The sequence below is a fragment of the Nonomuraea sp. NPDC049269 genome (assembly GCF_043197155.1).
Classification (GTDB): domain Bacteria; phylum Actinomycetota; class Actinomycetes; order Streptosporangiales; family Streptosporangiaceae; genus Nonomuraea.
Genome location: NZ_JBICSO010000002.1, coordinates 1167611 through 1188750, shown reverse-complemented (window position 1 = coordinate 1188750; position 21140 = coordinate 1167611). Strand labels below are relative to the sequence as shown.

General features: G+C 68.6%; 28 protein-coding genes. 11 read left to right on the top strand and 17 right to left on the bottom strand.

Features of this window, described 5'->3' with window-relative positions; genetic code table 11:
- Positions 1 to 1020 (bottom strand): LLM class flavin-dependent oxidoreductase, encoded by a 1020-nt coding sequence (locus tag ACGFNP_RS15615; protein ID WP_393318921.1) that lies wholly within the window; start codon positions 1018 to 1020, stop codon positions 1 to 3.
- 79 nt (positions 1021 to 1099) lie between these two features.
- Between ACGFNP_RS15615 and ACGFNP_RS15610 the strand changes: the two genes are divergently transcribed.
- Positions 1100 to 1540 (top strand): organic hydroperoxide resistance protein, encoded by a 441-nt coding sequence (locus ACGFNP_RS15610; protein WP_393318918.1) that lies wholly within the window; start codon positions 1100 to 1102, stop codon positions 1538 to 1540.
- 142 nt (positions 1541 to 1682) lie between these two features.
- On the opposite strand, the gene ACGFNP_RS15605 is transcribed toward ACGFNP_RS15610, so the two are convergent.
- The gene (locus ACGFNP_RS15605) at positions 1683 to 2318 is read right to left on the bottom strand and encodes a TetR/AcrR family transcriptional regulator (RefSeq protein ID WP_393318915.1); all 636 of its coding nucleotides are present in this window, start codon (positions 2316 to 2318) and stop codon (positions 1683 to 1685) included.
- 9 nt (positions 2319 to 2327) lie between these two features.
- Entirely contained in the window at positions 2328 to 3173 is an 846-nt protein-coding gene (locus ACGFNP_RS15600; RefSeq protein ID WP_393318912.1) for an alpha/beta fold hydrolase, read from the bottom strand.
- Between the two features lie 358 nt (positions 3174 to 3531).
- On the opposite strand from ACGFNP_RS15600, the gene ACGFNP_RS15595 reads away from it, so the two are divergent.
- Positions 3532 to 3882: a hypothetical protein gene (locus tag ACGFNP_RS15595; protein ID WP_393318909.1), complete on the top strand. Its 351-nt coding sequence runs from the start codon at positions 3532 to 3534 to the stop codon at positions 3880 to 3882.
- Positions 3883 to 4021: 139 nt separating this feature from the next.
- On the opposite strand, the gene ACGFNP_RS15590 is transcribed toward ACGFNP_RS15595, so the two are convergent.
- Positions 4022 to 4234, bottom strand: coding sequence for a hypothetical protein (locus ACGFNP_RS15590; RefSeq protein WP_393318906.1), 213 nt, complete (start codon positions 4232 to 4234; stop codon positions 4022 to 4024).
- On the opposite strand from ACGFNP_RS15590, the gene ACGFNP_RS15585 reads away from it, so the two are divergent.
- Complete coding sequence (locus ACGFNP_RS15585) at positions 4227 to 4595, top strand: helix-turn-helix domain-containing protein (RefSeq protein ID WP_358334762.1); 369 nt, start codon at positions 4227 to 4229, stop codon at positions 4593 to 4595. The genes ACGFNP_RS15590 and ACGFNP_RS15585 overlap by 8 nt on opposite strands.
- 144 nt (positions 4596 to 4739) lie before the next feature.
- Here the strand turns inward: ACGFNP_RS15585 and ACGFNP_RS15580 are convergent, their stop codons facing one another.
- From ACGFNP_RS15580 to ACGFNP_RS15570, 3 genes are all read right to left on the bottom strand, one after another.
- On the bottom strand, positions 4740 to 5519 hold the full coding sequence (locus ACGFNP_RS15580) for a phosphotransferase (protein WP_358334760.1): 780 nt from the start codon (positions 5517 to 5519) through the stop codon (positions 4740 to 4742).
- Positions 5520 to 5641: 122 nt separating this feature from the next.
- Complete coding sequence (gene cysS, locus ACGFNP_RS15575) at positions 5642 to 7033, bottom strand: cysteine--tRNA ligase (protein ID WP_393318901.1); 1392 nt, start codon at positions 7031 to 7033, stop codon at positions 5642 to 5644.
- 43 nt (positions 7034 to 7076) lie between these two features.
- Positions 7077 to 7463: a PPOX class F420-dependent oxidoreductase gene (locus tag ACGFNP_RS15570; protein ID WP_358334754.1), complete on the bottom strand. Its 387-nt coding sequence runs from the start codon at positions 7461 to 7463 to the stop codon at positions 7077 to 7079.
- Between the two features lie 58 nt (positions 7464 to 7521).
- Between ACGFNP_RS15570 and ACGFNP_RS15565 the strand changes: the two genes are divergently transcribed.
- The gene (locus ACGFNP_RS15565; RefSeq protein WP_393318898.1) at positions 7522 to 9132 is read left to right on the top strand and encodes a DUF2637 domain-containing protein; all 1611 of its coding nucleotides are present in this window, start codon (positions 7522 to 7524) and stop codon (positions 9130 to 9132) included.
- Between the two features lie 97 nt (positions 9133 to 9229).
- Here ACGFNP_RS15565 and ACGFNP_RS15560 read toward each other — a convergent pair whose 3' ends face one another.
- From ACGFNP_RS15560 to ACGFNP_RS15545, 4 genes are all read right to left on the bottom strand, one after another.
- The gene (locus tag ACGFNP_RS15560) at positions 9230 to 9505 is read right to left on the bottom strand and encodes a GlsB/YeaQ/YmgE family stress response membrane protein (protein WP_214642204.1); all 276 of its coding nucleotides are present in this window, start codon (positions 9503 to 9505) and stop codon (positions 9230 to 9232) included.
- Positions 9506 to 9599: 94 nt separating this feature from the next.
- Complete coding sequence (locus ACGFNP_RS15555) at positions 9600 to 9887, bottom strand: GlsB/YeaQ/YmgE family stress response membrane protein (RefSeq protein WP_358334749.1); 288 nt, start codon at positions 9885 to 9887, stop codon at positions 9600 to 9602.
- Positions 9888 to 10096: 209 nt separating this feature from the next.
- Positions 10097 to 10552, bottom strand: a complete 456-nt coding sequence (ispF, locus tag ACGFNP_RS15550) for a 2-C-methyl-D-erythritol 2,4-cyclodiphosphate synthase (protein WP_358334746.1) — start codon at positions 10550 to 10552, stop codon at positions 10097 to 10099.
- A gap of 17 nt (positions 10553 to 10569) precedes the next feature.
- Positions 10570 to 11052 (bottom strand): CarD family transcriptional regulator, encoded by a 483-nt coding sequence (locus tag ACGFNP_RS15545; protein ID WP_043624891.1) that lies wholly within the window; start codon positions 11050 to 11052, stop codon positions 10570 to 10572.
- 241 nt (positions 11053 to 11293) lie between these two features.
- Between ACGFNP_RS15545 and ACGFNP_RS15540 the strand changes: the two genes are divergently transcribed.
- Entirely contained in the window at positions 11294 to 11878 is a 585-nt protein-coding gene (locus tag ACGFNP_RS15540) for a copper chaperone PCu(A)C (RefSeq protein ID WP_393318894.1), read from the top strand.
- A gap of 59 nt (positions 11879 to 11937) precedes the next feature.
- On the opposite strand, the gene ACGFNP_RS15535 is transcribed toward ACGFNP_RS15540, so the two are convergent.
- Positions 11938 to 12630: a response regulator transcription factor gene (locus ACGFNP_RS15535; protein ID WP_214642201.1), complete on the bottom strand. Its 693-nt coding sequence runs from the start codon at positions 12628 to 12630 to the stop codon at positions 11938 to 11940.
- Entirely contained in the window at positions 12627 to 13805 is a 1179-nt protein-coding gene (locus ACGFNP_RS15530; RefSeq protein ID WP_358334740.1) for an ATP-binding protein, read from the bottom strand. Before ACGFNP_RS15530 ends, ACGFNP_RS15535 begins: the two co-directional genes overlap by 4 nt.
- A 123-nt stretch (positions 13806 to 13928) precedes the next feature.
- Here ACGFNP_RS15530 and phoU point away from each other — a divergent pair, with 123 nt between their 5' ends.
- Positions 13929 to 14573 (top strand): phosphate signaling complex protein PhoU, encoded by a 645-nt coding sequence (phoU, locus tag ACGFNP_RS15525; protein WP_358334737.1) that lies wholly within the window; start codon positions 13929 to 13931, stop codon positions 14571 to 14573.
- 37 nt (positions 14574 to 14610) lie between these two features.
- Here phoU and ACGFNP_RS15520 read toward each other — a convergent pair whose 3' ends face one another.
- The 3 genes from ACGFNP_RS15520 to mshA are packed head-to-tail and all read right to left on the bottom strand — an operon-like array spanning position 14611 to position 17114.
- Positions 14611 to 15354, bottom strand: a complete 744-nt coding sequence (locus tag ACGFNP_RS15520; RefSeq protein ID WP_219534707.1) for a phosphoglyceromutase — start codon at positions 15352 to 15354, stop codon at positions 14611 to 14613.
- Positions 15355 to 15376: 22 nt separating this feature from the next.
- On the bottom strand, positions 15377 to 15865 hold the full coding sequence (locus ACGFNP_RS15515; protein ID WP_358334731.1) for a YbjN domain-containing protein: 489 nt from the start codon (positions 15863 to 15865) through the stop codon (positions 15377 to 15379).
- Between the two features lie 10 nt (positions 15866 to 15875).
- Entirely contained in the window at positions 15876 to 17114 is a 1239-nt protein-coding gene (gene mshA / locus ACGFNP_RS15510) for a D-inositol-3-phosphate glycosyltransferase (RefSeq protein ID WP_358335008.1), read from the bottom strand.
- Between the two features lie 132 nt (positions 17115 to 17246).
- On the opposite strand from mshA, the gene ACGFNP_RS15505 reads away from it, so the two are divergent.
- Complete coding sequence (locus ACGFNP_RS15505; RefSeq protein ID WP_358334728.1) at positions 17247 to 17990, top strand: SDR family NAD(P)-dependent oxidoreductase; 744 nt, start codon at positions 17247 to 17249, stop codon at positions 17988 to 17990.
- Complete coding sequence (locus tag ACGFNP_RS15500; RefSeq protein ID WP_358334725.1) at positions 17983 to 18774, top strand: class I SAM-dependent methyltransferase; 792 nt, start codon at positions 17983 to 17985, stop codon at positions 18772 to 18774. Before ACGFNP_RS15505 ends, ACGFNP_RS15500 begins: the two co-directional genes overlap by 8 nt.
- On the opposite strand, the gene ACGFNP_RS15495 is transcribed toward ACGFNP_RS15500, so the two are convergent.
- Positions 18771 to 19274, bottom strand: a complete 504-nt coding sequence (locus tag ACGFNP_RS15495; protein ID WP_393318887.1) for an O-acetyl-ADP-ribose deacetylase — start codon at positions 19272 to 19274, stop codon at positions 18771 to 18773. The two genes, ACGFNP_RS15500 and ACGFNP_RS15495, sit on opposite strands and share 4 nt — an antisense overlap.
- A gap of 54 nt (positions 19275 to 19328) precedes the next feature.
- Between ACGFNP_RS15495 and ACGFNP_RS15490 the strand changes: the two genes are divergently transcribed.
- The 3 genes from ACGFNP_RS15490 to ACGFNP_RS15480 are packed head-to-tail and all read left to right on the top strand — an operon-like array spanning position 19329 to position 21138.
- Positions 19329 to 19685, top strand: a complete 357-nt coding sequence (locus ACGFNP_RS15490) for a BlaI/MecI/CopY family transcriptional regulator (RefSeq protein ID WP_358334719.1) — start codon at positions 19329 to 19331, stop codon at positions 19683 to 19685.
- Entirely contained in the window at positions 19682 to 20587 is a 906-nt protein-coding gene (locus ACGFNP_RS15485) for a M56 family metallopeptidase (protein ID WP_358334716.1), read from the top strand. Before ACGFNP_RS15490 ends, ACGFNP_RS15485 begins: the two co-directional genes overlap by 4 nt.
- A gap of 59 nt (positions 20588 to 20646) precedes the next feature.
- Positions 20647 to 21138, top strand: coding sequence for a helix-turn-helix domain-containing protein (locus ACGFNP_RS15480; protein WP_358334713.1), 492 nt, complete (start codon positions 20647 to 20649; stop codon positions 21136 to 21138).
- Positions 21139 to 21140: the final 2 nt, after the last annotated feature.

Below are 21140 nucleotides of genomic sequence, written 5' to 3'. Positions count from 1 at the left end.
TCAAGAACCGACCCCCACGTGAAGCCGCGGCAGCACCCGCTCGGCGAACTCCTCCAAGGCCCCGCGATGGTCATCGACCGCGAACCGGATCACCACATGCCGCACCCCAGCCAACGCATACGAGTTCAACCAATCGACCGCATCATCCGCAGTGCCCGCGAACGTGGCCTGAATGGACTCGATGAACTCGAGCGGCGCGTTGTAGTACCGCTCAATGCTGGTCCGCAGCCGACCTCGCGCCCGCTCAGGGTCCTCGTCGAGACAGACCGTCGCGTACAACGCGGGTGTGACCACACCCGAAGCAGACTCAATCAAGGGCCCCGCCTCGCTCGACGCAGGACCGCGGAGGCGGACCATCTCCTGGACCACGCCCCATTCATCCGCGTACATCTGGCTTGTCGGCGGATAGGGCAGCCACCCATCGGCCAGTCGTCCCACTCGCCGCAGCGCAGCCTCGCCGCTTCCCGCCAGCCAGATCGGTGGCCCTCCTGCCTGTGCGGGCTTGGGTTCCAGCGTCACGTCTTGGAAGGCGAAATGCGCCCCCTGGTGCGACACCGTCGCACCTGCCCACAATTGCCGCATCACGTCGATCGACTCTTCGGTACGGCTGACACGGCGCTTGAAGTCGATGCCGAGCGCTTCGCACTGAGCCTCGGTGTTCGGGTGCGGGAATCCGGCGCCCATCCCGGCGATGAGGCGCCCGTCGGAGATCCGGTCCAGCGTGGCGAGCTGGTGAGCCAGCAGGATCGGATGGCGTAAGGCGGGCAGGAGCACGGCCGTGCCGAGGGCCACCCGTTCCGTCACGGCGGCCACTGCGGACAGGAGCATCAGCGGATCCGCACGGTGACGGGTCACGGGGCTGTCACCAGCCCAAACCGAGTCGAAGCCGAGATCCTCGGCCAGTCGCGCCTGCTCGATCAGCGCGGACGGCTCCCGATCGCCCAGAACGATCCAGTCACGTGTCGGCAGCAGAAAGCCGACCTTCAGAGCCGCCATGGTTCCTCCCAGTGAAGTGATCACAGCCGGATCCTAGACCATTGACTTCCTGTTTTTGAAGTCTATGATTCACTTTCGGGAAACCAATGAGGAGGGCTCTGAAGTGACGAAACCGCTCTATACCGCGCAGGCTCAGGTGACCGGCGGCCGGGCACACGGGCATGGGCGTTCCAGCGACGGGATGCTGGACGTGGACCTGCGCCAGCCGAAGGAGCTGGGTGGAGATGGCGACGGGACCAATCCGGAGCAACTGTTCGCGGTCGGCTATGCCGCCTGCTTCTCGGCCGTCCTGACGATGCTCGGGCAACGACAGGGGCTGAAGGCTGGGGACGCGGCTGTGGACGCCAAGGTCATGCTGATCCCGAACGCTGACGGCACGTTCAAGCTCGGAGTCGAGCTGGACATCACGCTGCCCTCGATCGAGGACCCGGAGCAGGCCGCCGGTCTGGTGCACACCGCGCATCAGGTGTGCCCGTACTCCAACGCCACACGCGGCAACATCGACGTCGCCCTGTCAGTGAATGGCTCAGCGCTTCGAGGGTGAGAACGAGGCGCCCTGTACCACCGAAGATCGCCAGCGAATCTTGACGACAACGCTGTTGCGTTTGGCTCTGCGGCTGCTGGTCAAGGGGGCTTGAAGGGGTGGCAGCAAGAATAACGTCATGACCCCCAAACCGCGTTGATCTTCATTCGTGATCTGTGTCGTTGATGTTGAGTCGCGGGGTGGCGAGGGCGATGAGGGCGTCGGCGAGTAGGTGCGTCTGGTGCTCGCAGGCTGCCTGGTCACGGGTTTCGGCGAGTTCCAGGACGAGGCCGTCCATGCGGTGGATGAGGAAGCGGGCCAGGTCGGGGACGGGGACGGCGGGGTGCAGGTTGTCGGTCCGGGCGGCGGTGGCGAAGGCGTCCTCGAGGAGGTCCCCGCCGAAGGGGGCGTTCACCGCGGCCCAAGCGTCGCCGCTTGGCGCCACGGTCTGCCGGTTTCGGATCACCCACAGGGTCAGCTCCAGGAGTGCCAGGTGTAGGCCGGGGGCGTCGCGGATCCACTGCCAGTAGGCGGCGACGGCGGCCCGGACGGTCGCCTCGAATCCGGAGTCGGGTGACAGACGGGCGAAGGCGGCGTGCATGGTGGAGCGGGCTCGGGTCAGGATGAGAAGGGTCAGCTCGTCCTTGTAGCGGAAGCAGTAGTGGATGGTCCCTCGCGGCGTGCCGGCCCGTTCGGCGATGCGGCGGGTGGTGGCGCGGGCGAGTCCCTCCTCCGCGATCACCTCGATGGCGGCGTCGATGATGGCGCGTCGCCGTTCGCCGACCGGCAGGTAGGTCATGGCGCCGGGTCAGCCGGTGATGAAGGAGCGCAGCAGGGAGAAGAACCGCTCGCCTTCGGTGTCGGGGATGAAGTGGCCGGAGCGTTCGAACACCTCCAGGCGTGCCCCGGGCAGGCCGTCCACGATCTCCCGCGCCGTGGACAGCGGCGTGATGGGGTCGCGGGTACCGGCCATGACGAGCGCCGGGCATCGAATGGAGGCCAGGCGCGCGGTCAGGTCGAACCGGGCGGTGGACATGAAGCTCATGGTGAGCCCGGGGTTCGGGAGGATGCGGGTCATGGCCTGTATGTCGGATTCGGCGGGGAAGTTCGGGTCGGGACTGTAGGCGGGGGCGCAGAGTTGCCCGAAGGCGGCGAAGGTCTCCGGGGTTCCCTCGGTGAGGAACATCTTGGCGGCCGTGGCAGCCTCCTCGCCGGCCTCGGCGCGGAAGCCTTCGACGATCCGGTCCAGGTCCCAGCGGGCGACGGTGCTCTGCAGGATCAGCTTGGCCGGGTGGTCGGGGTGGCGAGAGGCGTAGCTCATGGCCACGGCTCCGCCCCAGGACCAGCCCAGGACGATCGGCTTGACGATGCCGAGCGTGTCGCACAGGGCGCGCACGTCGTCGCCCCACTGGTCGAGGTTCCAGGTGGCCGGGTCGGAGCTCTGGCTGCGGCCGTTGCCGCGCTGGTCGACGTAGACGATCTGGACCAGGTCGGCGAGTTGACCGTAGGCGGGCTTGAAGATCGAGTGATCGTGCCCGGGGCCGCCGTGCAGCAGCAGGAGGGTCGGCTTCTCTCGCATCGTGTAGCCGTCGGGCTCCAGGGCGGCGCCTTCGACGTCCACGTACAGCGACGTGCCGTTCACCTGAACACGCATGGGGTCCTCCAGTCGATTTGGGCGCTTGGCCAACTTCCTTGATCAGAATGGCCGCGCCCGGCTGAGGAAGCCATGAAGGCCGCCCCCGGACGGTGGTAGAGACAGCCTCACCACCGTCCGGGGGTGGTCAGGGGTGCCGGAGCGGGAGACGAGGCCCCAGAGGGTAGAACCCAGCAAGATCACGAAGGCGAGTCGAGTGGTTCCGCGCTTTTCAGCGATGAGATCGCGTTCCTCATCCAGGATGGTCCAGTTCGGCTATCCGTTGGTGCGGCTACTGGTCGTGGTCGAGTGCGGCACCCGGGGGCCGTGCTGGCTGCTGCCTTGGTCCCGAAAGCGAGGGCGAACCGGTCTACGCCAGGTGGTATACCAGGCCCTGATCCGCACCGCCGCCGACGTCGCGGCCAGCAGGCCGGGACTGGACATGGACCGGATCAGCTTCACGATCCTGCTGGAGACCGCGGGCGACCTGGTCGCCACCGCCAGCGCCGTCTGGCCCGCCGAGCACGTCACCCTCATCGACCCAATCGGCCGTGCGGTGCTGCGCGGCCTGCTGCCCGCCTGGCGTCGCCCTCGCGTCAGGGCCCGCAGCCGGAAGAACCCGACCAGCAAGTACGGCCCGAACGCCGGCCCTGCCACCACGCAGACCTACACCTTCCATGCCCAGGTCACCGTCATGGAAGACGGACTTGCACCTCGCCCGCGACGCTAAACGCAACGGCGTTGATCTTGGTGATCAGCAGGTTCGTGCCAGCGAAGATCGAATGGTCGGTGGCAGCCTATGCCCAGGAGTCCTTCATCAAGCTCTTCGATTCGCCAGGGCCAGGGGCAAGGCTGACGTACTGGGAGTCTCAGGGTTCGATTTCGAGCCGCTCGATGTGGTCGCCGCGGAGGCTGAAGCGGTAGTGCAGGTCGACGACACCGCCGGGGAAGTCGCCTTCGAGGTGCTGGGTCGCGATGAAGTGAGTGTCGTCTGTCTGCTGAGCGCCGGTGAGGCGGACGGTGTATGTGTACTCGCCAGCCGAGCGGTTCAGCCACTCCTTGATCTCCTCCAGCATGCTCACGACCCGTCTCAAGACTCTGGTCGCGGACGGACTCCTGGAGCGCCGCCCATACCAGACCAACCCCGTACGCCACGAGTACGTCCTCACCGAACTCGGCCGCTCCCTGCGCCCGGTCATCCTTGCTCTGGCGGCGTGGGGCAACTCCCGCCTCGCTCCCGATGCACGCAGCATGATCCTCGTCGACACCAGGACCGGTGAAGAGGTCGAACCGGTCGTCGTCGACGCAAAGACCGGTCACCGCCTCGACGACAGCAGCGCCTACGTCTTCACCGCGGGCCCCGCCGCCAGCGACGCCATGCGCTCCCGCTACCTCTCGGCAGCCGAAAGCCCTTCCGGCGGCCCCGCGCTCGGATCCCCATGAGCTGTGAACACAGAGAGCCGAAGACGCTCATAGCGATTTGTACCCGAAAATCGGCGGCCTTGATCCAGTGCTGGAAGCGGCGCCGGTCGTGAAGAAGCCCACTGACCGTCGCCTGGCGAAGACCAGGGCGCACCGCATGAAGTTCTACAGCAAGGCCAACATCCGGCTCGCCTGATCGATCTGGGTCTCCCCGCGAGTCCGCAGCAGCCAGAACAGGGCGAGAAGGCGACGGCACTCGATGAGTCTGTCGGCTTCGTCAGCGGTCATCTCCAAGCGCTCCAGCACGGCGGTCATGCCGGCGGGGTCGTTGCGCCAGACCGATATGTGCTCGATGACCTCGGCCACTTCGAATGCGCGGTCGCTGCGGCCGGAGTACTCGAAATCGACAACGCGGATGTCCGTTCCATCCCACAAGTAGTTGGCCAGGTTCCCGTCACCGGTGCCGAACACCGGAGTGCCCGGCCGCGCCAGCAGTTCCTCCAACCTCGGCTGTGCCACCCAGTTCGCAGCCTGGCGAAGCGCGTCCGTGACCGCGGAGCCTCCGTCAGAAGACGCCGTCGCGGACCACGTTCGTACCTGCTGGAGGAGCTCGACCGGATGGCCGGCACGCGCGGGGACCCGCTCCAGCACGGGCTGAGGGACCGCCTGCTGGACTCTGGTGACGGCCTCGGCCAGTGCGTTGGCCAAGTGCCCACGGATCGGTTCCTGCACGGCGGCGCCGCCAAGTCGAGACATCACCACCGTCGGCGGATCAGCAGCCAAATCGGCGGTCACCGGGGCGGGCGCCAGCCCGGGCGCGTACTGGTTGAGCAACTCCAGGGCGCGCCATTCCCGCTCGGGCTGGCCATGGTCCGTCGATCGGTATCGCTTGACCACCACATCGGACCGCACTTCGATCGAGTGAGTGCTCGCCCGGCCGCCCATACACCCTGCCGATCTTGTCGAGGGCTGCAGAGAGGGCTAGCCCCCTTTTCCGCACGTCACGAACCCTGATCTGCGCCGATTACGCGCCAGATCGGCAATCGCGGTGTACGGGAAAAACAGGGCTAGCGGGACAGCTCCCAACGAGCTCCATGCGGCGTGTCCTCCACTGTGACCCCAGCCGCCGCCAGCTGGTCCCTGATCGCGTCGGCCGCCGCGTAGTCCTTGCGTGCCCGAGCCGCCTTACGCTGCTCGAGTGCCACGGCCACCAGCGCGTCGACCACCGGCTTGAGGTCGGACTTCGCGGAGCGCCACTGCGGTGAACGCGGATCGAGGCCCAGCACGTCGAGCATGTTCTGGGTCTCGGCCAGCAGGCGGGCCACCGCTTCCTTGTCGCCTCTGGACAGTGCCACGTTGCCCTCGCGCACCACCTCGTGCACGACCGCGAGCGCCTGCGGGGTGCCCAGGTCGTCGTCGAGCGCGTCGGTGAACGCCTGTGGCAGCGGGGCGTCGGCGTCGACGTCGTGGATCACTTCGGCGGCTCGGGTCACGAAGCCCTCGATGCGCTGGTAGGCGGCCGCGGCCTCCCGCAGCGCCTCCTCCGAGTAGTCGATCGACGAACGGTAGTGCGGTGCCGCGAGGTAGTAGCGCAGCTCCACTGGGCGCACCTTCTGCACCATCTCCGGGATCAGCAGCGAGTTGCCGAGCGACTTGCTCATCTTCTCGGCGCCGATCTTGACCAGGCCGTTGTGCATCCAGTAGCGGGCGAAGCCGTCGCCGGCCGCCTGGGACTGGGCGAGCTCGTTTTCGTGGTGCGGGAAGATCAGGTCGAGGCCGCCGCCGTGGATGTCGAACGTCGACTCAAGATATTTGGTCGCCATGGCCGAGCACTCCAGGTGCCAGCCGGGACGGCCGAGGCCCCAGGGGGTCGGCCAGGTCGGCTCGCCGGGCTTGGCGCCCTTCCAGAGGGCGAAGTCGCGCGGGTCGCGCTTGCACGACTCGTCGTCGGTGTCGGCCGCCGGTCGCATGTTGGCCAGCTTCTGGTTGGACAGCGTGCCGTAGCGGTCCTCGTAGGAGACGACGTCGAAGTAGACGTCGCCGCCAGACGCGTAGGCGTGGCCGCGGTCGATGAGCCGCTGCATCAGGACGATCATCTCGGGCACGTGACCGGTCGCACGGGGCTCGACGGTCGGGGGCAGGCAGCCGAGAGTGTCGTACGCCCAGGTGAAGGCGCGCTGGTTGCGCTCGGCGACCGTGAACCAGGGGACGCCATCCTCGGCGGCCACCCGGATGATCTTGTCGTCGATGTCGGTGACGTTGCGGCAGAACGTCACCTGATATCCGGAACGCAGCAGCCAGCGGCGCAACACGTCGAAGTTGACCCCCGAGCGGATGTGCCCCACGTGCGGGGGAGCCTGCACGGTCGCCCCACACAGGTAGATCGACGCCCGGCCGGCTTGGACCGGAACGAATTCGCGAGTGGCGCGTGCGCTGGTGTCGTAGATGTGCAGGCTCACGAAAGAAAGGCTAACGCCTATGCCAGCATCGCAGGCCCTTTAATCACTCACGCATGGTGACCTTCTCTGGCCTTATCCGGACAATTAGTCGCTCAACTCCTGGCTTGTCCTCCCAGGGCTTACCGGTGTACTTGCGCGAGAGCTCCTGGATGAGGTCGCCCGCGGGGTCGTCCTCCATGGTCACGTGACCACGCACCTCGGCGTAGCGGTAGGGGTTCGCCGGGTCGATGATGAGCAGGCTCGCCCGGGGGTCGCGCTCGAAGTTGCGCGGCTTGCGCCGGCCCTTGGCGGTGGAGAAAAGCACGTCGTCTCCGTCCGTACGCACCCATACGACCGTCGACTGCGGCCCGCCGTCGGGATTGAGGCTGGTCACCGTCGCGTAGTTGGGCCCGTCGAACAGCTCGCGCACGCCCTCTGAGAGCTCGGCCATGTATCTCCCTTGATCGGTCCTGACCCCCATTCTTCTGTAGGCTCGAACCGCCATGGACGTGACTCCCCCTTCTACGCTCCGACGCCTGGGCATCGCCCTCGCCGGTCTCGCGGTGGCCGGCCTCACGGCGGTCGCCTGCGTGCTCTCCTTCGACGACCTGCGGGCACTGGCCATCCGCGGTGAGTCCCGACCCGACCTCGCCTTCCTCTATCCGGCCGGCTTCGACGCGCTCCTGGTCGTCGCGCTGATCGGCGTCCTCCTGCTGCGCTCGGCCCACCTGCTGGTACGCGCCCAGGCCGCGGTCGTGCTGGTCCTGCTCATCGTGGCCGCCGCCGCGTCGAACGTCGCGCCGGCGCTCCAGGTCCAGCTCGACGTACAACCTCTCGCGGTGGGGGTGGCGGTCGCCCCGTGGGTCATGCTGGCGCTCGCACTCTGGCTGTGGTTGCTGCTCATCAAGCACGTTCAGGGCCGCAGGACGTCCATGGACGACGATGACGACGGTACGGCGGAGCCGGACATCGTGCCCTTCCACCGGGGCCGCCCCGGCGACACGCCGCCGCCGCTCACCCAACCGCTCCACCCCGTGCTGGAGACCACACCGGTCGTCGGCCCCACGGCCGCTCCGGAAACCCCGCCCATCTCCGCCCAGGTGACCCGCTGGCCCGTTACCCCGGACCAGGAGCCGGAGTTCGAGGACCGTCGCGAGCGTGCGGCCCTGACGGAGCCGGTAGCGCCGCCACGACCACGCCCGCAGTCCGACGACCTGCCGCCGGAGCCGGATCCCCGCCCCCAGGCTCGCCGAGAGGACGACGCCCAGCGAGCGAGTACGGCCTCGCGGGCCACCGCGCCGTGGCAAGGGCCGGAGCCGAGCGGACGTAATGAGCCGAGCGGACGGACCGAGTCAGGCGGTCGGACCGAGCCAAGCGGACAGACTGAACCGGGCGAACGGACCGAGCCAGGCGAACGGTCCGAGCCGAGCGCGCGGACCGAGCCAGGTGAACGCACGGAGCCGGGCGGGCGCACAGAGCCGGGCGGGCGCATAGGGTCGCAAGCCGGCGACGCCCCTACACGGGCGCCGAAACTCCGCCGTGGCCTCCGTAAGCGCGCTCAGGAACCCACCTTCGAGGAACCCCGGCCGGCCCCGGAGCCCCGCCCCAGCCGAGAGCCCGAGCCAGCTCCGGAGACAGACCACCGCGTGGCAGGCCACAGCGCGGCGGGGCACAGCGAGGCAGGGCACAGCGAGGCAGGGCCCGAGACAGGCGGAGAATCCCGGCCCGACACATCCCGCGAACCACAGCTACAACCACAGCCGGAAGCAGAGCCGGAGCCCGAGCTGAAGCGACCCGTGCGCTGGGGTGATCGGATCAAGCCGACCGACGTCCTGGTCCACCCCCGGACCCCCACCGTCTCCGACCGGGACACCGACACCCAACCGGTCCGCATCTACAGCGACATCCCGGACACATCCGCCCGCACCAGCCAAAAACCAGCCAGCCCCGACCCCGACCACGGCCCGGAAGCCGCCGACCCCGCCGAGTCCGCCACCGCCCGCTCCCGCCCGATGGAAGACCGGGACCTGGAGGACACCGCCCCGCAGCCGGTCATAGAAGACGACGCCCCAGCCCCCTCAGGCAGGCTCCGCAGCACCCCCCTCCCTCCGGAGGAATGAGCAGAAGACCCGCCCGGTGTGAGCACCGGGCGGGTCTTCGCGTACCGTCCCGCGCCGAAGGGGATTCGGCACAGTCGCGGAACCGTCTAGCCATCGTCTACACGTTCGTACCACTGCCCCGCCGCAGCCCAGCCACGAGCCCGACACCGACAATGGCGAGAACGACCTGCATGACCAGTTCGATCCAGTCGATGCCATTGGTGGTGGCGACGCCGAGGACCTGGGCGATGAGGGTGCCCACCAGGGCGGCGACGATACCGACGACGATGGTGAGGATCCACCCGATGGCCTGTCTGCCGGGAAGCAGCAGACGACCGAGGGCGCCGATCACGGCGCCGATCACGATGGCGCCAAGGATGGACTGGATTGTCATGACCAAACCTCCCAGTGAGAGTGAGCCGTTCACTCTCGGGAGAGATCAGTACCCGAGCATCGGCGAATATGCGTTGCCGACTCGAAAGGGCAGGTCAGATCGGGGTTCCTCCGGTGCGGCCGCTCCTCCCGGTGGTCATCTTGGTGACGATCAGGACTCCGACGATGGCCAGGGCGAGCTGGAGTATGTGTTCGATCCAGTCGATGCCCCTGGTGTCGGCCCAGCCGAATGCCTGGGCGATGAGCGTGCCGAGCAGAGCCGCCACGATGCCGACGATCAACGTCAGGCCGATGGACATGTTCTGCTTGCCGGGCACTATCAGCCGGGCCAGCGCTCCGACAATGGCGCCGATGACGACCGCGGAAACAATCGCGCCGATCATGTGTTGCTCCCCCCGAAGACGTTCCACATGTCTTAGGAGGACTTACCCGACATATCGGGAAGCTACCCATGGGAAGGCGGCGATCCGTACCGCGCCAGTAACGGACCGCCGCCCCGTTCGACTCGGCGGGCCGGAGGCAGCACCCGCCGGGATACCCTCAACGCATCCCACAGAAAGACGCGGCAGTGCGGCTGTAGGTTGACCAAGCGCTAGAGAACAACAAGCGCGGTCGCGATGGCCGCCACCCCTTCGCCGCGCCCGGTCAGCCCGAGCCCGTCCGTGGTGGTCGCGCTGACGCTCACTGGCGCCCCCAGAGCGGCGCTGAGCGCCTTCTCGGCCTCTGTACGGCGAGGAGCCAGCTTGGGCCGGTTACCGATGACCTGGAGGGCCACATTGCCGATCTCGAAGCCCGCCGAACGCACCTGGCGCGCGGCCTCCGCCAGCAGGGTGACGCCCGAGGCGCCCGCCCAGCGTGGATCGTCGGTGCCGAACAGACCGCCGAGATCACCGAGCCCGGCGGCGGACAGCAGGGCGTCGCAGGCCGCGTGCGCGGCGGCATCGCCGTCGGAGTGACCCGCGAGTCCGGTCTCGCCCGGCCAGTACAGGCCGGCGAGATGCAACTCCCGCCCTGAAACGAACGGGTGGACGTCGACTCCGACGCCCACCCGTGGAAGTTTCGTGTTCAGGAGTTGAGGACCTCGTCGAGCAGGGCTTCCGCCTTGTCCTCATTGGTCTTCTCGGCGAGGGCCAGCTCACTCACCAGGATCTGACGGGCCTTGGCGAGCATGCGCTTCTCACCGGCGGACAGGCCGCGCTCGCGGTCCCTCCGCCAAAGATCCCGGACCACCTCGGCGACCTTGTTGACATCGCCGGACGCGAGCTTCTCGAGATTGGCCTTATAGCGCCGGGACCAGTTGGTCGGCTCCTCGGTGTGCGGCATCCGAAGAACATCGAAAACCCGCTCAAGGCCTTCCTGGCCGACAACATCGCGCACGCCGACTAGTTCCGCGTTTTCAGCTGGCACCTGGACGGTAAGGTCGCCCTTGTCGACCTTGAGCACCAGGTAGGTCTTTTCCTCACCCTTGATGGATCGCTTCGTGATTGCTTCGATCCGAGCAGCCCCATGGTGGGGGTAGACGACAGTGTCGCCGACCTGGAAAGTCATGTGACAAGTACCCCTTCCGCTGTACTCCAGAGTACCACGCATCCACAGGCTCCCGGAACAGTGAAATCATCATAACTGCAGGTCAAAGCGGCATATTGGGGGTTGACAACCGGTCAACTCTATGAATCGCATATGCGGGCATAGCTAATGACCTGCAGGGGTGCGGATATGACCATGGATTCGGATGGATATGGTGGGCGCTGCCCTACACGCATGTGCAAGACCCTAGGAGAACCCGCTCGTGACCCGCCGCCGCTGGATTGTCGCCGCCGCCGTCTTCCTGGTCGCCCCTGTGCTAGCCGGTTGTTCGGCTGGATTCGACGCCAACACCAACAAGCCGTATGCACCCAATGAGGCAGGCGTTCTCTTCGATCAGGCGAAGAACTACGGCATGCACGGCATCCAGATCCCCCAGGCGTTCATCCTCGGCCCCGACTCCGGCGCGCAGCTCGCCTGGCGCGGCTCCGCCCCGGTCTATCTGAACATCCTCAACACCAACGGCGCCCCCGACACGCTCACGGCGGTCAGTGCCGGCACCGTGGCCACCGCGAAGGTGGCGGCGCCGATCCAGCTGCCGAGCAACCAGCTGGTCAACACCGGCAAGCCGAGCCCGCAGATCATGCTGGAAGGCATCTCCAAGGCCCTCAGAGGCGGCGAGAGCATCCACCTGGACCTCCAGTTCGCCAACGCCGGGGTCGTGTCCATGAACGTCCCTGTGGTCACACGCAGCCGCGAGTTCAAGGACTACCCGCCGGCGCCCAACGCGACCGCCGCGCCGACGCCTTCGCCGTCGGCCTCCGCCGAGGCCACCGAAGCGGCCCACTGACACGTGGCCCACTGACAAAGCGGGGAGCCCCGGTACGTACCGGGGCTCCCCTCAGATCTTCAGCTCTCCACCGCGTCGAACTTGTAGCCCAGCCCGCGCACGGTCAGGATGCAGCGCGGGTTCGACGGATCCGACTCGATCTTGGCGCGCAGCCGCTTGACGTGCACGTCGAGCGTCTTGGTGTCACCCACGTAGTCGGCGCCCCACACACGGTCGATGAGCTGGCCCCGGGTGAGCACCCGCCCGGCGTTGCGCAGCAGCACCTCCAGGAGCTCGAACTCCTTCAGCGGCAACTGCACCTGCTCGCCGCGTACGGCCACCACATGCCTGTCGACGTCCATGCGCACGGGCCCCACGGCCAGCACCGCCGACTCCAGCTCGTCCACAACGTCGCCCTGGCGGCGCAGCACGGCGCGGATGCGGGCGACGAGCTCGCGCGAGGAGAACGGCTTGGTGACGTAGTCGTCGGCGCCCAGCTCCAGGCCCACGACCTTGTCGATCTCACTGTCCTTGGCGGTCAGCATGATGACCGGCACCTTGGAACGCTGCCGCAGCGAGCGGCACACCTCGGTGCCCGGCAGGCCGGGCAGCATCAGGTCGAGCAGCACCAGGTCGGCGCCGCTCCGGTCGAATGTGTCGAGCGCCTCGGGCCCGGTCGCCGCGACGGAGACCTCGAAGCCTTCCTTGCGGAGCATGTACGACAGGGCGTCGGAGAACGACTCCTCGTCCTCCACCACGAGAACTCGGGTCATTTTGCGGCCTCCAGGGTGTTCGGGGGTGGAACGACCACCGCGGTGCCGCCGAATGCGGGCAGCCGCAGCGTGAATGTGGAGCCGGAGCCTTCCTTGCTCCAGACGGAGACCTCGCCGGCGTGCGCCGCGGCGACGTGCTTGACGATCGCGAGGCCGAGACCGGTGCCGCCGGTCGCCCGGGACCTGGCCGCGTCCACGCGGAAGAAGCGTTCGAAGATGCGTTCCAGGGATTCCTCTGGAATGCCGATGCCCTGGTCGCTGACGCTGATCTCGACGGAGTCGCCCGCCGGTCTGACGCTGACGACGACCCGGGTGTGTTCGGGGCTGTAGGCGACGGCGTTGTCGATGAGGTTGCGCAGGGCGGTGACGAGCAGTTCGTCGTCTCCCCAGATGCGCAGGCCCTCCGCGCCGCCGGTGACGAGGGTGATGTCCTTGGCGATCGCCCTGGTGTTGCAGTGGTCGATGGCGTCGTTGATGGATTCGTCGATCGAGACCTGGCCGGGGGTGGGGATGGGCTCGGCGCCCTGGATCCGGCTCAGCGTGATCAGGTCCTGCACCAGGTAGTTGAGCCTGGCGGCCTCGTGCTGCATGCGCCCGGCGAACCGGGTGACGGCCTCGGGATCGTCGGCGGCGTCCTGGATGGTCTCGGCGAGCAGGCTCAGCGCGCCGACGGGGGTCTTGAGCTCGTGGCTGACGTTCGCCACGAAGTCGCGGCGGACGGCCTCGACCCTGCGCCGCTCGGTCTGGTCCTCGGCGAGCACCAGGACCTGGCCGTAGGAGCCGAGCGGGGCCACGCGGACCGCGAAGTTCGTGATCTCCTGGCCGAACTTGTGCCCGGCGACGTCGATCTCGCTCTCCCGGATCTCGCCGTCCCGTCGTACCTGCCTGGCCAGGGCGAGCAGTTCGGCGGCCATCAGCCGGTCGCCCTTGACCAGCCCGAACGCGCGGGCGGCCGAGCTGGCTCGCAGCACGCGGTCGTGCGCGTCGAGCACGACCGCGGACGAGGGCAGCACGGCCAGCACCGAGGCCACGCCCTGTGGGAGGGCGCCGGGCTCCTGGTCACCGGCCGTCGCGGTCCTGTTCTGGGCCTCGATCTGGTTGCGGTAGAACAGGACCGCCAGCGCTCCCACGACGAACCCCGCCAGGGCCGTCAAGCTCATGGCCATCTCACTCATGTCTTCGATGGTAGGTGGCCTTCCTCAAGGGGCACCCCTCTCACCTGGGGATGAACGTCTCTTTCCAGGAAAGTTCATCTCGTGGTAGGAGTTCGTTCATCGAGATCCACGTAGGTTGACGGCATGCGCGACGCGTACCATGAAGAACTCGATTCCCTGACCGCCAAGCTGGTCGAGATGACCACGCTGGTCCGCTCGGCCATTTCCCGGGCCACCACCGCCCTGCTCGACTCCGACCTCCAGCTCGCGGAGAGCGTGATCTCCAGGGATGCGGAGGTGAACGCGACGTTCGAGGAGATCGAGACGTCCATCTTCGAGCTGATGGCCAGGCAGCAGCCGGTGGCCGTTGACCTGCGGATGGTGATCACGGCTCTGCGGATGGGCACGGACCTGGAGCGCATGGGCGACCTGGCGGTCCACGTGGCCAAGGTCGCGCGACTGCGCCACCCCGACACGGCGATCCCGCCGGAGGTGCGGCCCACGATCCTGCAGATGGGCCAGATCGCCGAGACCCTGGTCACGAAGGCGGGTAGCTGCATCGCCTCGCAGGACGTGGAGTCGGCGATGGAGCTGGAGTCCGACGACGACGCCATGGACAAGCTGCACCGGCGGTTGTTCAGGAACATCCTGTCCAAGGACTGGCCCCACGGCGTCGAGCCGGCCATCGACATCACGTTGATCGGCCGCTACTACGAGCGTTACGCCGACCACGCGGTCCGCGTGGCCGGTGACGTCGTCTATCTGGTGACGGGCGCCCGCCCGAGCTGACCTCGGTGGGGCGCTCGCAGGCGCCCCACACGAGGTGTCAGCGGCCCTGGTTGGCGACCGCCTCGATCGCCGCCTTCGCCGCCTCGGGGTCGAGGTATTCGCCGCCGCGCTTGAGCGGCCGGAACTCGTCGTCCAGTTCGTAGCGCAGCGGGATGCCCGTGGGGATGTTGAGTCCGGCGATCTCCTCGTCGGGGATGCCGTCGAGGTGCTTGACCAGCGCGCGCAGCGAGTTGCCGTGCGCCGCCACCAGCACGGTGCGCCCGGCCGCGAGATCCGGGACGATCTCGTCGTACCAGTAGGGCAGCATGCGGTCGACGACGTCCTTGAGGCACTCGGTACGCGGCATGAGCTCGGGCGGCAGCAGGGCGTAGCGCGGGTCACCCGCCTGGGAGTACTCGTCGCCGTCGGCGATCGGGGGCGGCGGGACGTCGAAGGAGCGCCTCCAGAGCATGAACTGCTCGTCGCCGAACTCCTCACGCGTCTGCGCCTTGTTCTTGCCCTGAAGCGCGCCGTAGTGGCGCTCGTTGAGCCGCCACGAGCGCTTGACCGGCAGCCAGAGCAGGTCGGCCTCGCCCAGGGCGAGCTGGGCCGTCTGGATGGCCCTGGTCAGCAGGCTGGTGTGGACCACATCGGGCCGCACGCCGGCCTCCACCAGGAGCTTGCCGCCCCGGCGGGCCTCGTCCTCGCCCTTGGCCGAGAGGCTCACATCCACCCATCCGGTGAACAGGCCCTTCGCGTTCCAGTCACTCTCGCCGTGCCGTAGCAGCACCAAAGTCGCCATGCGGGCAATCCTATGGCGGGCCTCAGCCACCGTTCCGCGCCGGATCCGCGAAACGGGCGAACGCCTGCAGGTTGGCCAGCGACTCCCCGCGTTTGGCGCGCCATTCCCACTCGCGCCTGATCGACGAGGCGAAGCCGAGCTCCAGCGCCCGGTCGAACCAGTCGTCGGAGTAGGTCAGCACGCAGCCGAGCAGCCGGTCGATCTCCGCTTCGGTGATCGCCGTGAGCGGCACCCGGCCGACGAGGTAGACGTCGCCGACGGTGTCGACGGAGAAGTGGACGCCGTACATGCCGCCGTTCTTGGCGAGCAGCCACTTGTAGAACTCGGTGTGGTTCTCGTCGGGCTGGCGGCAGAAGAACGCCTCGACGTGCAGTGCCTGATCGCCGATGATCAACCACGTCATCGTGGCGAGCTTGTGCTGCCCGGGCAGCTTCACCAGGAACGCCCCTGGTCGCGGCTCGTCGAAGGAGACGTCCGCGGCCTTGAGCGCGGTTTCTACGACATCGCGCATGTCGTACAGCCTACGAAATGACGGCGACCGGCAACCTGTTCAGGTCGGCGACGGCGCCCGCGTAGACCTCCATCAGCTGAGACGACGTGGCCTGCCAGCCGAACGCCGCCGCGTGCGCCCGGGCGCCGGCCGACAGGCCGTCGCGCCAGGCCGGCGCGGTGACGAAGCGGCGCAGCGCCCGCGCCCACTCGTGCGAGTCGTGGCCGTCCACGAGCACCCCGGACACCCCATCCCGTACGGCCGTGCGCAGCCCGCCCACGGCGGCCGCCGCGACAGGGGTGCCGCAGGCCTGTGACTCCAGGGCGACGAGGCCGAACGACTCGCTGTACGACGGCACGACGGTCACGTCGGCCGCGCGGTACCAGTCGGCCAGTTCGTGCTGCGGCGCCGGCGGCACCAGCCGGACGACGTCGGAGATGCCCAGCTCGGCGGCGAGCTCGACGAGCAGGGACGGCCTGGCCAGGCCGTTGCCCGACGGACCGCCCACGCACGCCACGACCAGGCGGCCGCGCAGCGAGGGGTCGTCGATGAGCATCCGCGAGGCGGCCCGCAGCAGCACGTCGGGGGCCTTCAACGGCTGGATCCGGCCCACGAACAGCAGCACGTGCGCGTTCTGCGGCAGACCGAGCCGGCGCCGGGCGGCGCCCTGTGAAGCGGGCTGGAAGAGGGTGAGGTTGACACCAGGGTTCACGACCGCGACGCGCTCCTCCGGCGCGCCGTACAGCTCGATGAGCTCGTTCGCCTCGTCACCGGTGTTGGCCACGAGCCGGTCGGCGATCTCCACGACCTGCTGCTCGCCCACCACGCGGGCCTGCGGTTCGGGCTGGTCATCCGCGGCCAGCAGCAGGTTCTTCACCTTGGCCATGGTGTGCATGGTGTGCACGAGCGGCACGCCCCAGCGCTCCTTGGCCAGCCAGCCGACCTGTCCCGACAACCAGTAGTGCGAGTGGATGACGTCGTAGCGACCCGGGTCGTACATCGCCTCGGTCCGCAGCACGCCCGAGAGGAACGCGCAGAGCTGAGCGGGCATGTCGGCCCTGGTCAGCTCCTCGTACGGGCCGGCGGTCAGGTGGCGGACCAGGACGCCGGGGGCGAGCTCGGCCACCGGTGGCAGGTCTCCGCTGGTGGCCCGGGTGAAGATCTCCACCTCGACGCCGGACTCGGCCAGCCGCTTGGCCGATTCGACGATGTACACGTTCATCCCGCCGGCGTCGCCCGTGCCGGGCTGTTCCAGGGGAGACGTGTGCATGCTGATGGTCGCGACCCGGTTGACCCGTTGTCGCCTCACCCGACACCACCTCCAGAGGAAGTACAACTATGCCGAACATTCCGACATTCCCGACAAGCGGGGTGTCATGAGCGGGCTGGCAAGATGTGAGCCATGAAGAAGACGGCTGTGGTGACAGGCGCGAGCAGTGGGATCGGCGAGGCGACAGCCAGGCGGCTGGCCGCCGAAGGCTATGACGTGGTGGCGGGCGCACGGCGGCAGGACCGGCTGGACAAACTGGCCGCCGAGGTGCCCGGGATCCGCCCCGTGTCCCTGGACGTGACCTCCCAGGAATCGGTGGACGCCCTCGCGGCCGCACTCGACCGCTGCGACGTGCTGGTCAACAACGCCGGCGGCGCGCTCGGCATGGAGACGGTGGCCGAGGGGCGGATCGACGACTGGCAGGGGATGTACGACACGAACGTCCTCGGGTCGCTGCGCATGACGCAGGCCCTGCTGCCCAAGCTCGTCGAGTCGGGCGACGGGGTGCTGGTGATGCTCACCTCGACCGCGGCCCTGGTGGCGTACGAGGGCGGCGGCGGCTACGTGGCGGCCAAGCAGGCACAGCGGTCGATGGCCGAGACGCTCCGGCTCGAACTGGTCGGGCAGCCGGTACGCGTCGTGGAGATCGCGCCGGGCATGGTCCAGAGCGAGGGCTTCGCGGTCACCCGCTTCCGCGGCGACGAGGCGGCCGCCGCCCGCGTCTACCAGGGCGTACCGGACCCGCTGACCTCCGACGACGTGGCCGACGCGATCGTGTGGTGCGTCACCAGGCCCGCGCACGTCAACATCGACCGCGTGGTCATGCGCCCGCGCGCCCAGGCCGCCCAGCACAAGGTGCACCGCGTCGGTGGCTAGACCGGTCGGCTCCATCACCCGAGGAACGACCGGGCACAACCGGCTGCGGCGCGCCGACCGGTGGATCGCCGCCGCGCACGGCCGGGTGCTGCGCACCGCCGCCCGGCCGCTGGCCGTGGACCTCGGCTACGGCGCCTCCCACACCACCACGCTGGAGCTCTTCACCCGGCTGCGCCGGATCAGCTCCGACATCGAGGTGGTGGGCATCGAGATCGACCCCGCGCGGGTCGCCCTGGCCAAGCCGTACGAGCGCCCGGGCCTGAGCTTCGCGCTGGGCGGCTTCGAGCTGCCGGTCTCGCGTCCCCCGCTGCTGATCAGGGCCTTCAACGTCCTGCGGCAGTACGGCGAGGCGGACGCCTGGCGCTACTGGGAGACGCTGCGCGGCAAGCTGGCCCCCGGCGGCGTACTGGTGGAGGGCACCTGCTCGGAGACCGGCCACCGGGCGATCTGGGCCGGGGTGGATCGGACCGGCCCGCGCACGCTCACCCTGTCGACCAGGTTCGACGCCTTCGACCGCCCCTCGGACCTGGCCGACCGCCTGCCGAAGACCCTCATCCACCGGAACGTCCCAGGCGAGCGCATCCATGCGTTCCTGAGCGACTTCGACCGCGCCTGGGCGAGGACCGCCCCTTATGGCGCCCACGGCCGCAGGCAGCGCTGGCTGGCCGCCGTGGACGTCCTGGCGGGCACCTGGCCCATCCATCGGACTCCGCCACTGGGCGGCACGGCCAGGTGGCGCCTGGGGGAACTGACCCTCCCCTGGGAGGCCGTGGCGCCGCTCTAAAGAGCCGCCTCGAAGGCGGCGTAGGCCACCGCGTCGAACAGCACGAACCGCACCTCGTCCACAGCTGTGGAAAACTCCCGCACGGTACGCAGTGCGATGCGGGCGCCGTCGTCCAGCGGCCACCCGTAGATGCCGGTCGAGATCGCCGGAAAGGCTACCGACCGGGCCCCCAGCGAGTCGGCCACCCGGAGCGACTCGCGATAGCACGAGGCCAGGACGCCGGATCGATCATCCGTCCGCGAATAGACCGGCCCGACGGTGTGGATCACCCAGGTCGCGTCGAGCCGTCCGGCGGTCGTGGCCACGGCCTGCCCCGCCGGCAATCCCTTTCCGTAGTGGGACGCCCGCAGTGCCCGGCACTCGGCCAGGATCTCCGGGCCGCCCCGCCGGTGGATCGCGCCGTCGACCCCGCCCCCGCCCATCAGCGACGAATTGGCGGCGTTGACGATGGCGTCGACTGTCTGCGCGGTGATGTCCCCCTGGACGAGCGTGATGTCCATCTCACCAGCATCCCGGATGGCTGCTCGACGCTTTGTAGTACTACGCTGATGCGTGTGAAGGGTCTTGGCGAGCTCGAACGCAGCATCATGGACATCATCTGGGCGGAGAGCGGCGCGCTAACGGCCCGTGAGGTCGGCCGTCTCATCGCCGACCGCGACCTGGCCCCGACCACCGTCATGACCGTCCTCGACCGTCTGACCCGCAAGGGGTTCCTCCAGCGGACCCGCGACGGCCGCGCCTGGCGCTACGAACCGGCGGCGAGCCGCGACGCGTACATCGCCGAGCTTATGCTGGAAGCTCTGGACCTGACGGGCGACCGCTCGGCCGCCCTCACCCGCTTCGCCCAGGCCGTGTCGGGCTCGGAGGCGGAGATCCTGCGGAGAGCTCTCACGGAGCTGGAGGAAGAGTGATCACGGCAGCGACGCTGGCAGCGCTCGCCATGGCGTGCGGGCTCGGCTCCTGGCGTCTCACGACCGCTCGCTGGACGTCCCGGGCGCCGCGGATCGCCATCATTCTCTGGCAGTCCCTGGGCGTGGCCTGGGGCCTGGCCACGACGGGCGCCATGCTGGCCTACGCCGTCCAGCCGTACGAGGTGGGCGTGCTGCCGAGCATGATCGCCTTCGCGAACGGCGAACCTCCGCGTCAGAGCTGGGATCCGCTGCACGTGGCGGCGATGATCGCCGGACTGGCCGCGCTGGCCGTACTCGTCGTGGTGCTGATCACCGCGGGCGTGCAGGCCCTGCGGGCCCGCCGGCGCCACCGTGTGCTGCTCGCCCTGATCGCCCGCGACGACCCGGGCGTGCCCGGCGTGCGGGTGCTCGACCATCCGAGCGCGGCGGCCTACTGCGTGCCGGGGCTGCGTTCGCAGGTGGTGGTCAGCGAGGGCGCGCTCAAGCTGCTGTCCCACGACGAGCTCACGGCCGTGCTCGCGCACGAGGCAGCGCACGTACGGGAGCGCCACGACCTGGTGCTGCTGCCGTTCGCCGCGCTGCGCCGGGCGCTGCCCTGGTCCAAGGTGGCCTTCGACGCGCAGGGGCAGGTCGAGCTGCTCATCGAGATGGCCGCCGACGACCGCGCGCGCCGCTACTGTTCACCGCGCATGCTGGCCACCGCCCTGCTCAGGTTCGGTACGGCGGGCGCCATGCCGACCCCGCAGGGCATGCTCGGCGTGCACGCCAAGAACGTCATGGCCAGGGTGGACCGCCTGATCAAGCCGGGTCCCTCGCTGCCCGCCGCGGCGCGCTACGGGATCATCGCGCTCTCCGTGACGTTGGTCACAGCCACGCCGTTCCTGTGGACCATCCAGCTCTAGCGCTTGCAGGTGCTAGCTGAGCGTTTGCAATTGCAAGCACTCTGAGGCAGACTATCGGTATGGCACTACCGAAGGTCGGCTCGATCGGCGAATACATCCGCGAGCAGCGGCAGCAGGCGAAGATCTCCCTGCGCCAGCTCGCGACGGCCGCGGGGGTGTCCAACCCTTATCTCAGCCAGATCGAGCGCGGTCTGCGTAAGCCGAGCGCGGAGATTCTCAACCAGATCGCCAAAGGCCTGCACATCTCTTCGCAGGCGCTCTACGTGCAAGCGGGCCTCATCGAGGATCGCGAGCCGCCGAGTGACGTGATCACCGCGATCCGCGCCGACCCGCTCCTGAGCGGGCGGCAACGCCAGGTGCTGATCGACATTTATGAGTCGTTTCGCAAAGAGAAGCGGGCCGAAGACGAGCAGACCTCCCAGAACGCTCATCTCCGGCACGACTCCGAATCGGACGACGAGCCGCTGCCCGAGGAATTTCTCGCCGCGCTTGAGCCTTTTGCGGCGTCCACCGGCAACGGCACCGCCAACCAGGAAACCAAGGAAGGTTAACC

Bases quoted from the DNA above. Each gene is read 5' to 3' on its own strand.
- ACGFNP_RS15605 (WP_393318915.1), bottom strand. From the start codon at position 2,318: ATGACCTACCTGCCGGTCGGCGAACGGCGACGCGCCATCATCGACGCC.
- ACGFNP_RS15600 (WP_393318912.1), bottom strand. From the start codon at position 3,173: ATGCGTGTTCAGGTGAACGGCACGTCGCTGTACGTGGACGTCGAAGGC.
- ACGFNP_RS15585 (WP_358334762.1), top strand. From the start codon at position 4,227: ATGCTCACGACCCGTCTCAAGACTCTGGTCGCGGACGGACTCCTGGAG.
- ACGFNP_RS15580 (WP_358334760.1), bottom strand. From the start codon at position 5,519: ATGGGCGGCCGGGCGAGCACTCACTCGATCGAAGTGCGGTCCGATGTG.
- ACGFNP_RS15570 (WP_358334754.1), bottom strand. From the start codon at position 7,463: ATGGCCGAGCTCTCAGAGGGCGTGCGCGAGCTGTTCGACGGGCCCAAC.
- ACGFNP_RS15560 (WP_214642204.1), bottom strand. From the start codon at position 9,505: ATGACAATCCAGTCCATCCTTGGCGCCATCGTGATCGGCGCCGTGATC.
- ACGFNP_RS15555 (WP_358334749.1), bottom strand. From the start codon at position 9,887: ATGATCGGCGCGATTGTTTCCGCGGTCGTCATCGGCGCCATTGTCGGA.
- ACGFNP_RS15545 (WP_043624891.1), bottom strand. From the start codon at position 11,052: ATGACTTTCCAGGTCGGCGACACTGTCGTCTACCCCCACCATGGGGCT.
- ACGFNP_RS15535 (WP_214642201.1), bottom strand. From the start codon at position 12,630: ATGACCCGAGTTCTCGTGGTGGAGGACGAGGAGTCGTTCTCCGACGCC.
- ACGFNP_RS15530 (WP_358334740.1), bottom strand. From the start codon at position 13,805: ATGAGTGAGATGGCCATGAGCTTGACGGCCCTGGCGGGGTTCGTCGTG.
- phoU (WP_358334737.1), top strand. From the start codon at position 13,929: ATGCGCGACGCGTACCATGAAGAACTCGATTCCCTGACCGCCAAGCTG.
- ACGFNP_RS15520 (WP_219534707.1), bottom strand. From the start codon at position 15,354: ATGGCGACTTTGGTGCTGCTACGGCACGGCGAGAGTGACTGGAACGCG.
- ACGFNP_RS15515 (WP_358334731.1), bottom strand. From the start codon at position 15,865: ATGCGCGATGTCGTAGAAACCGCGCTCAAGGCCGCGGACGTCTCCTTC.
- mshA (WP_358335008.1), bottom strand. From the start codon at position 17,114: ATGCACACGTCTCCCCTGGAACAGCCCGGCACGGGCGACGCCGGCGGG.
- ACGFNP_RS15505 (WP_358334728.1), top strand. From the start codon at position 17,247: ATGAAGAAGACGGCTGTGGTGACAGGCGCGAGCAGTGGGATCGGCGAG.
- ACGFNP_RS15495 (WP_393318887.1), bottom strand. From the start codon at position 19,274: ATGGACATCACGCTCGTCCAGGGGGACATCACCGCGCAGACAGTCGAC.
- ACGFNP_RS15480 (WP_358334713.1), top strand. From the start codon at position 20,647: ATGGCACTACCGAAGGTCGGCTCGATCGGCGAATACATCCGCGAGCAG.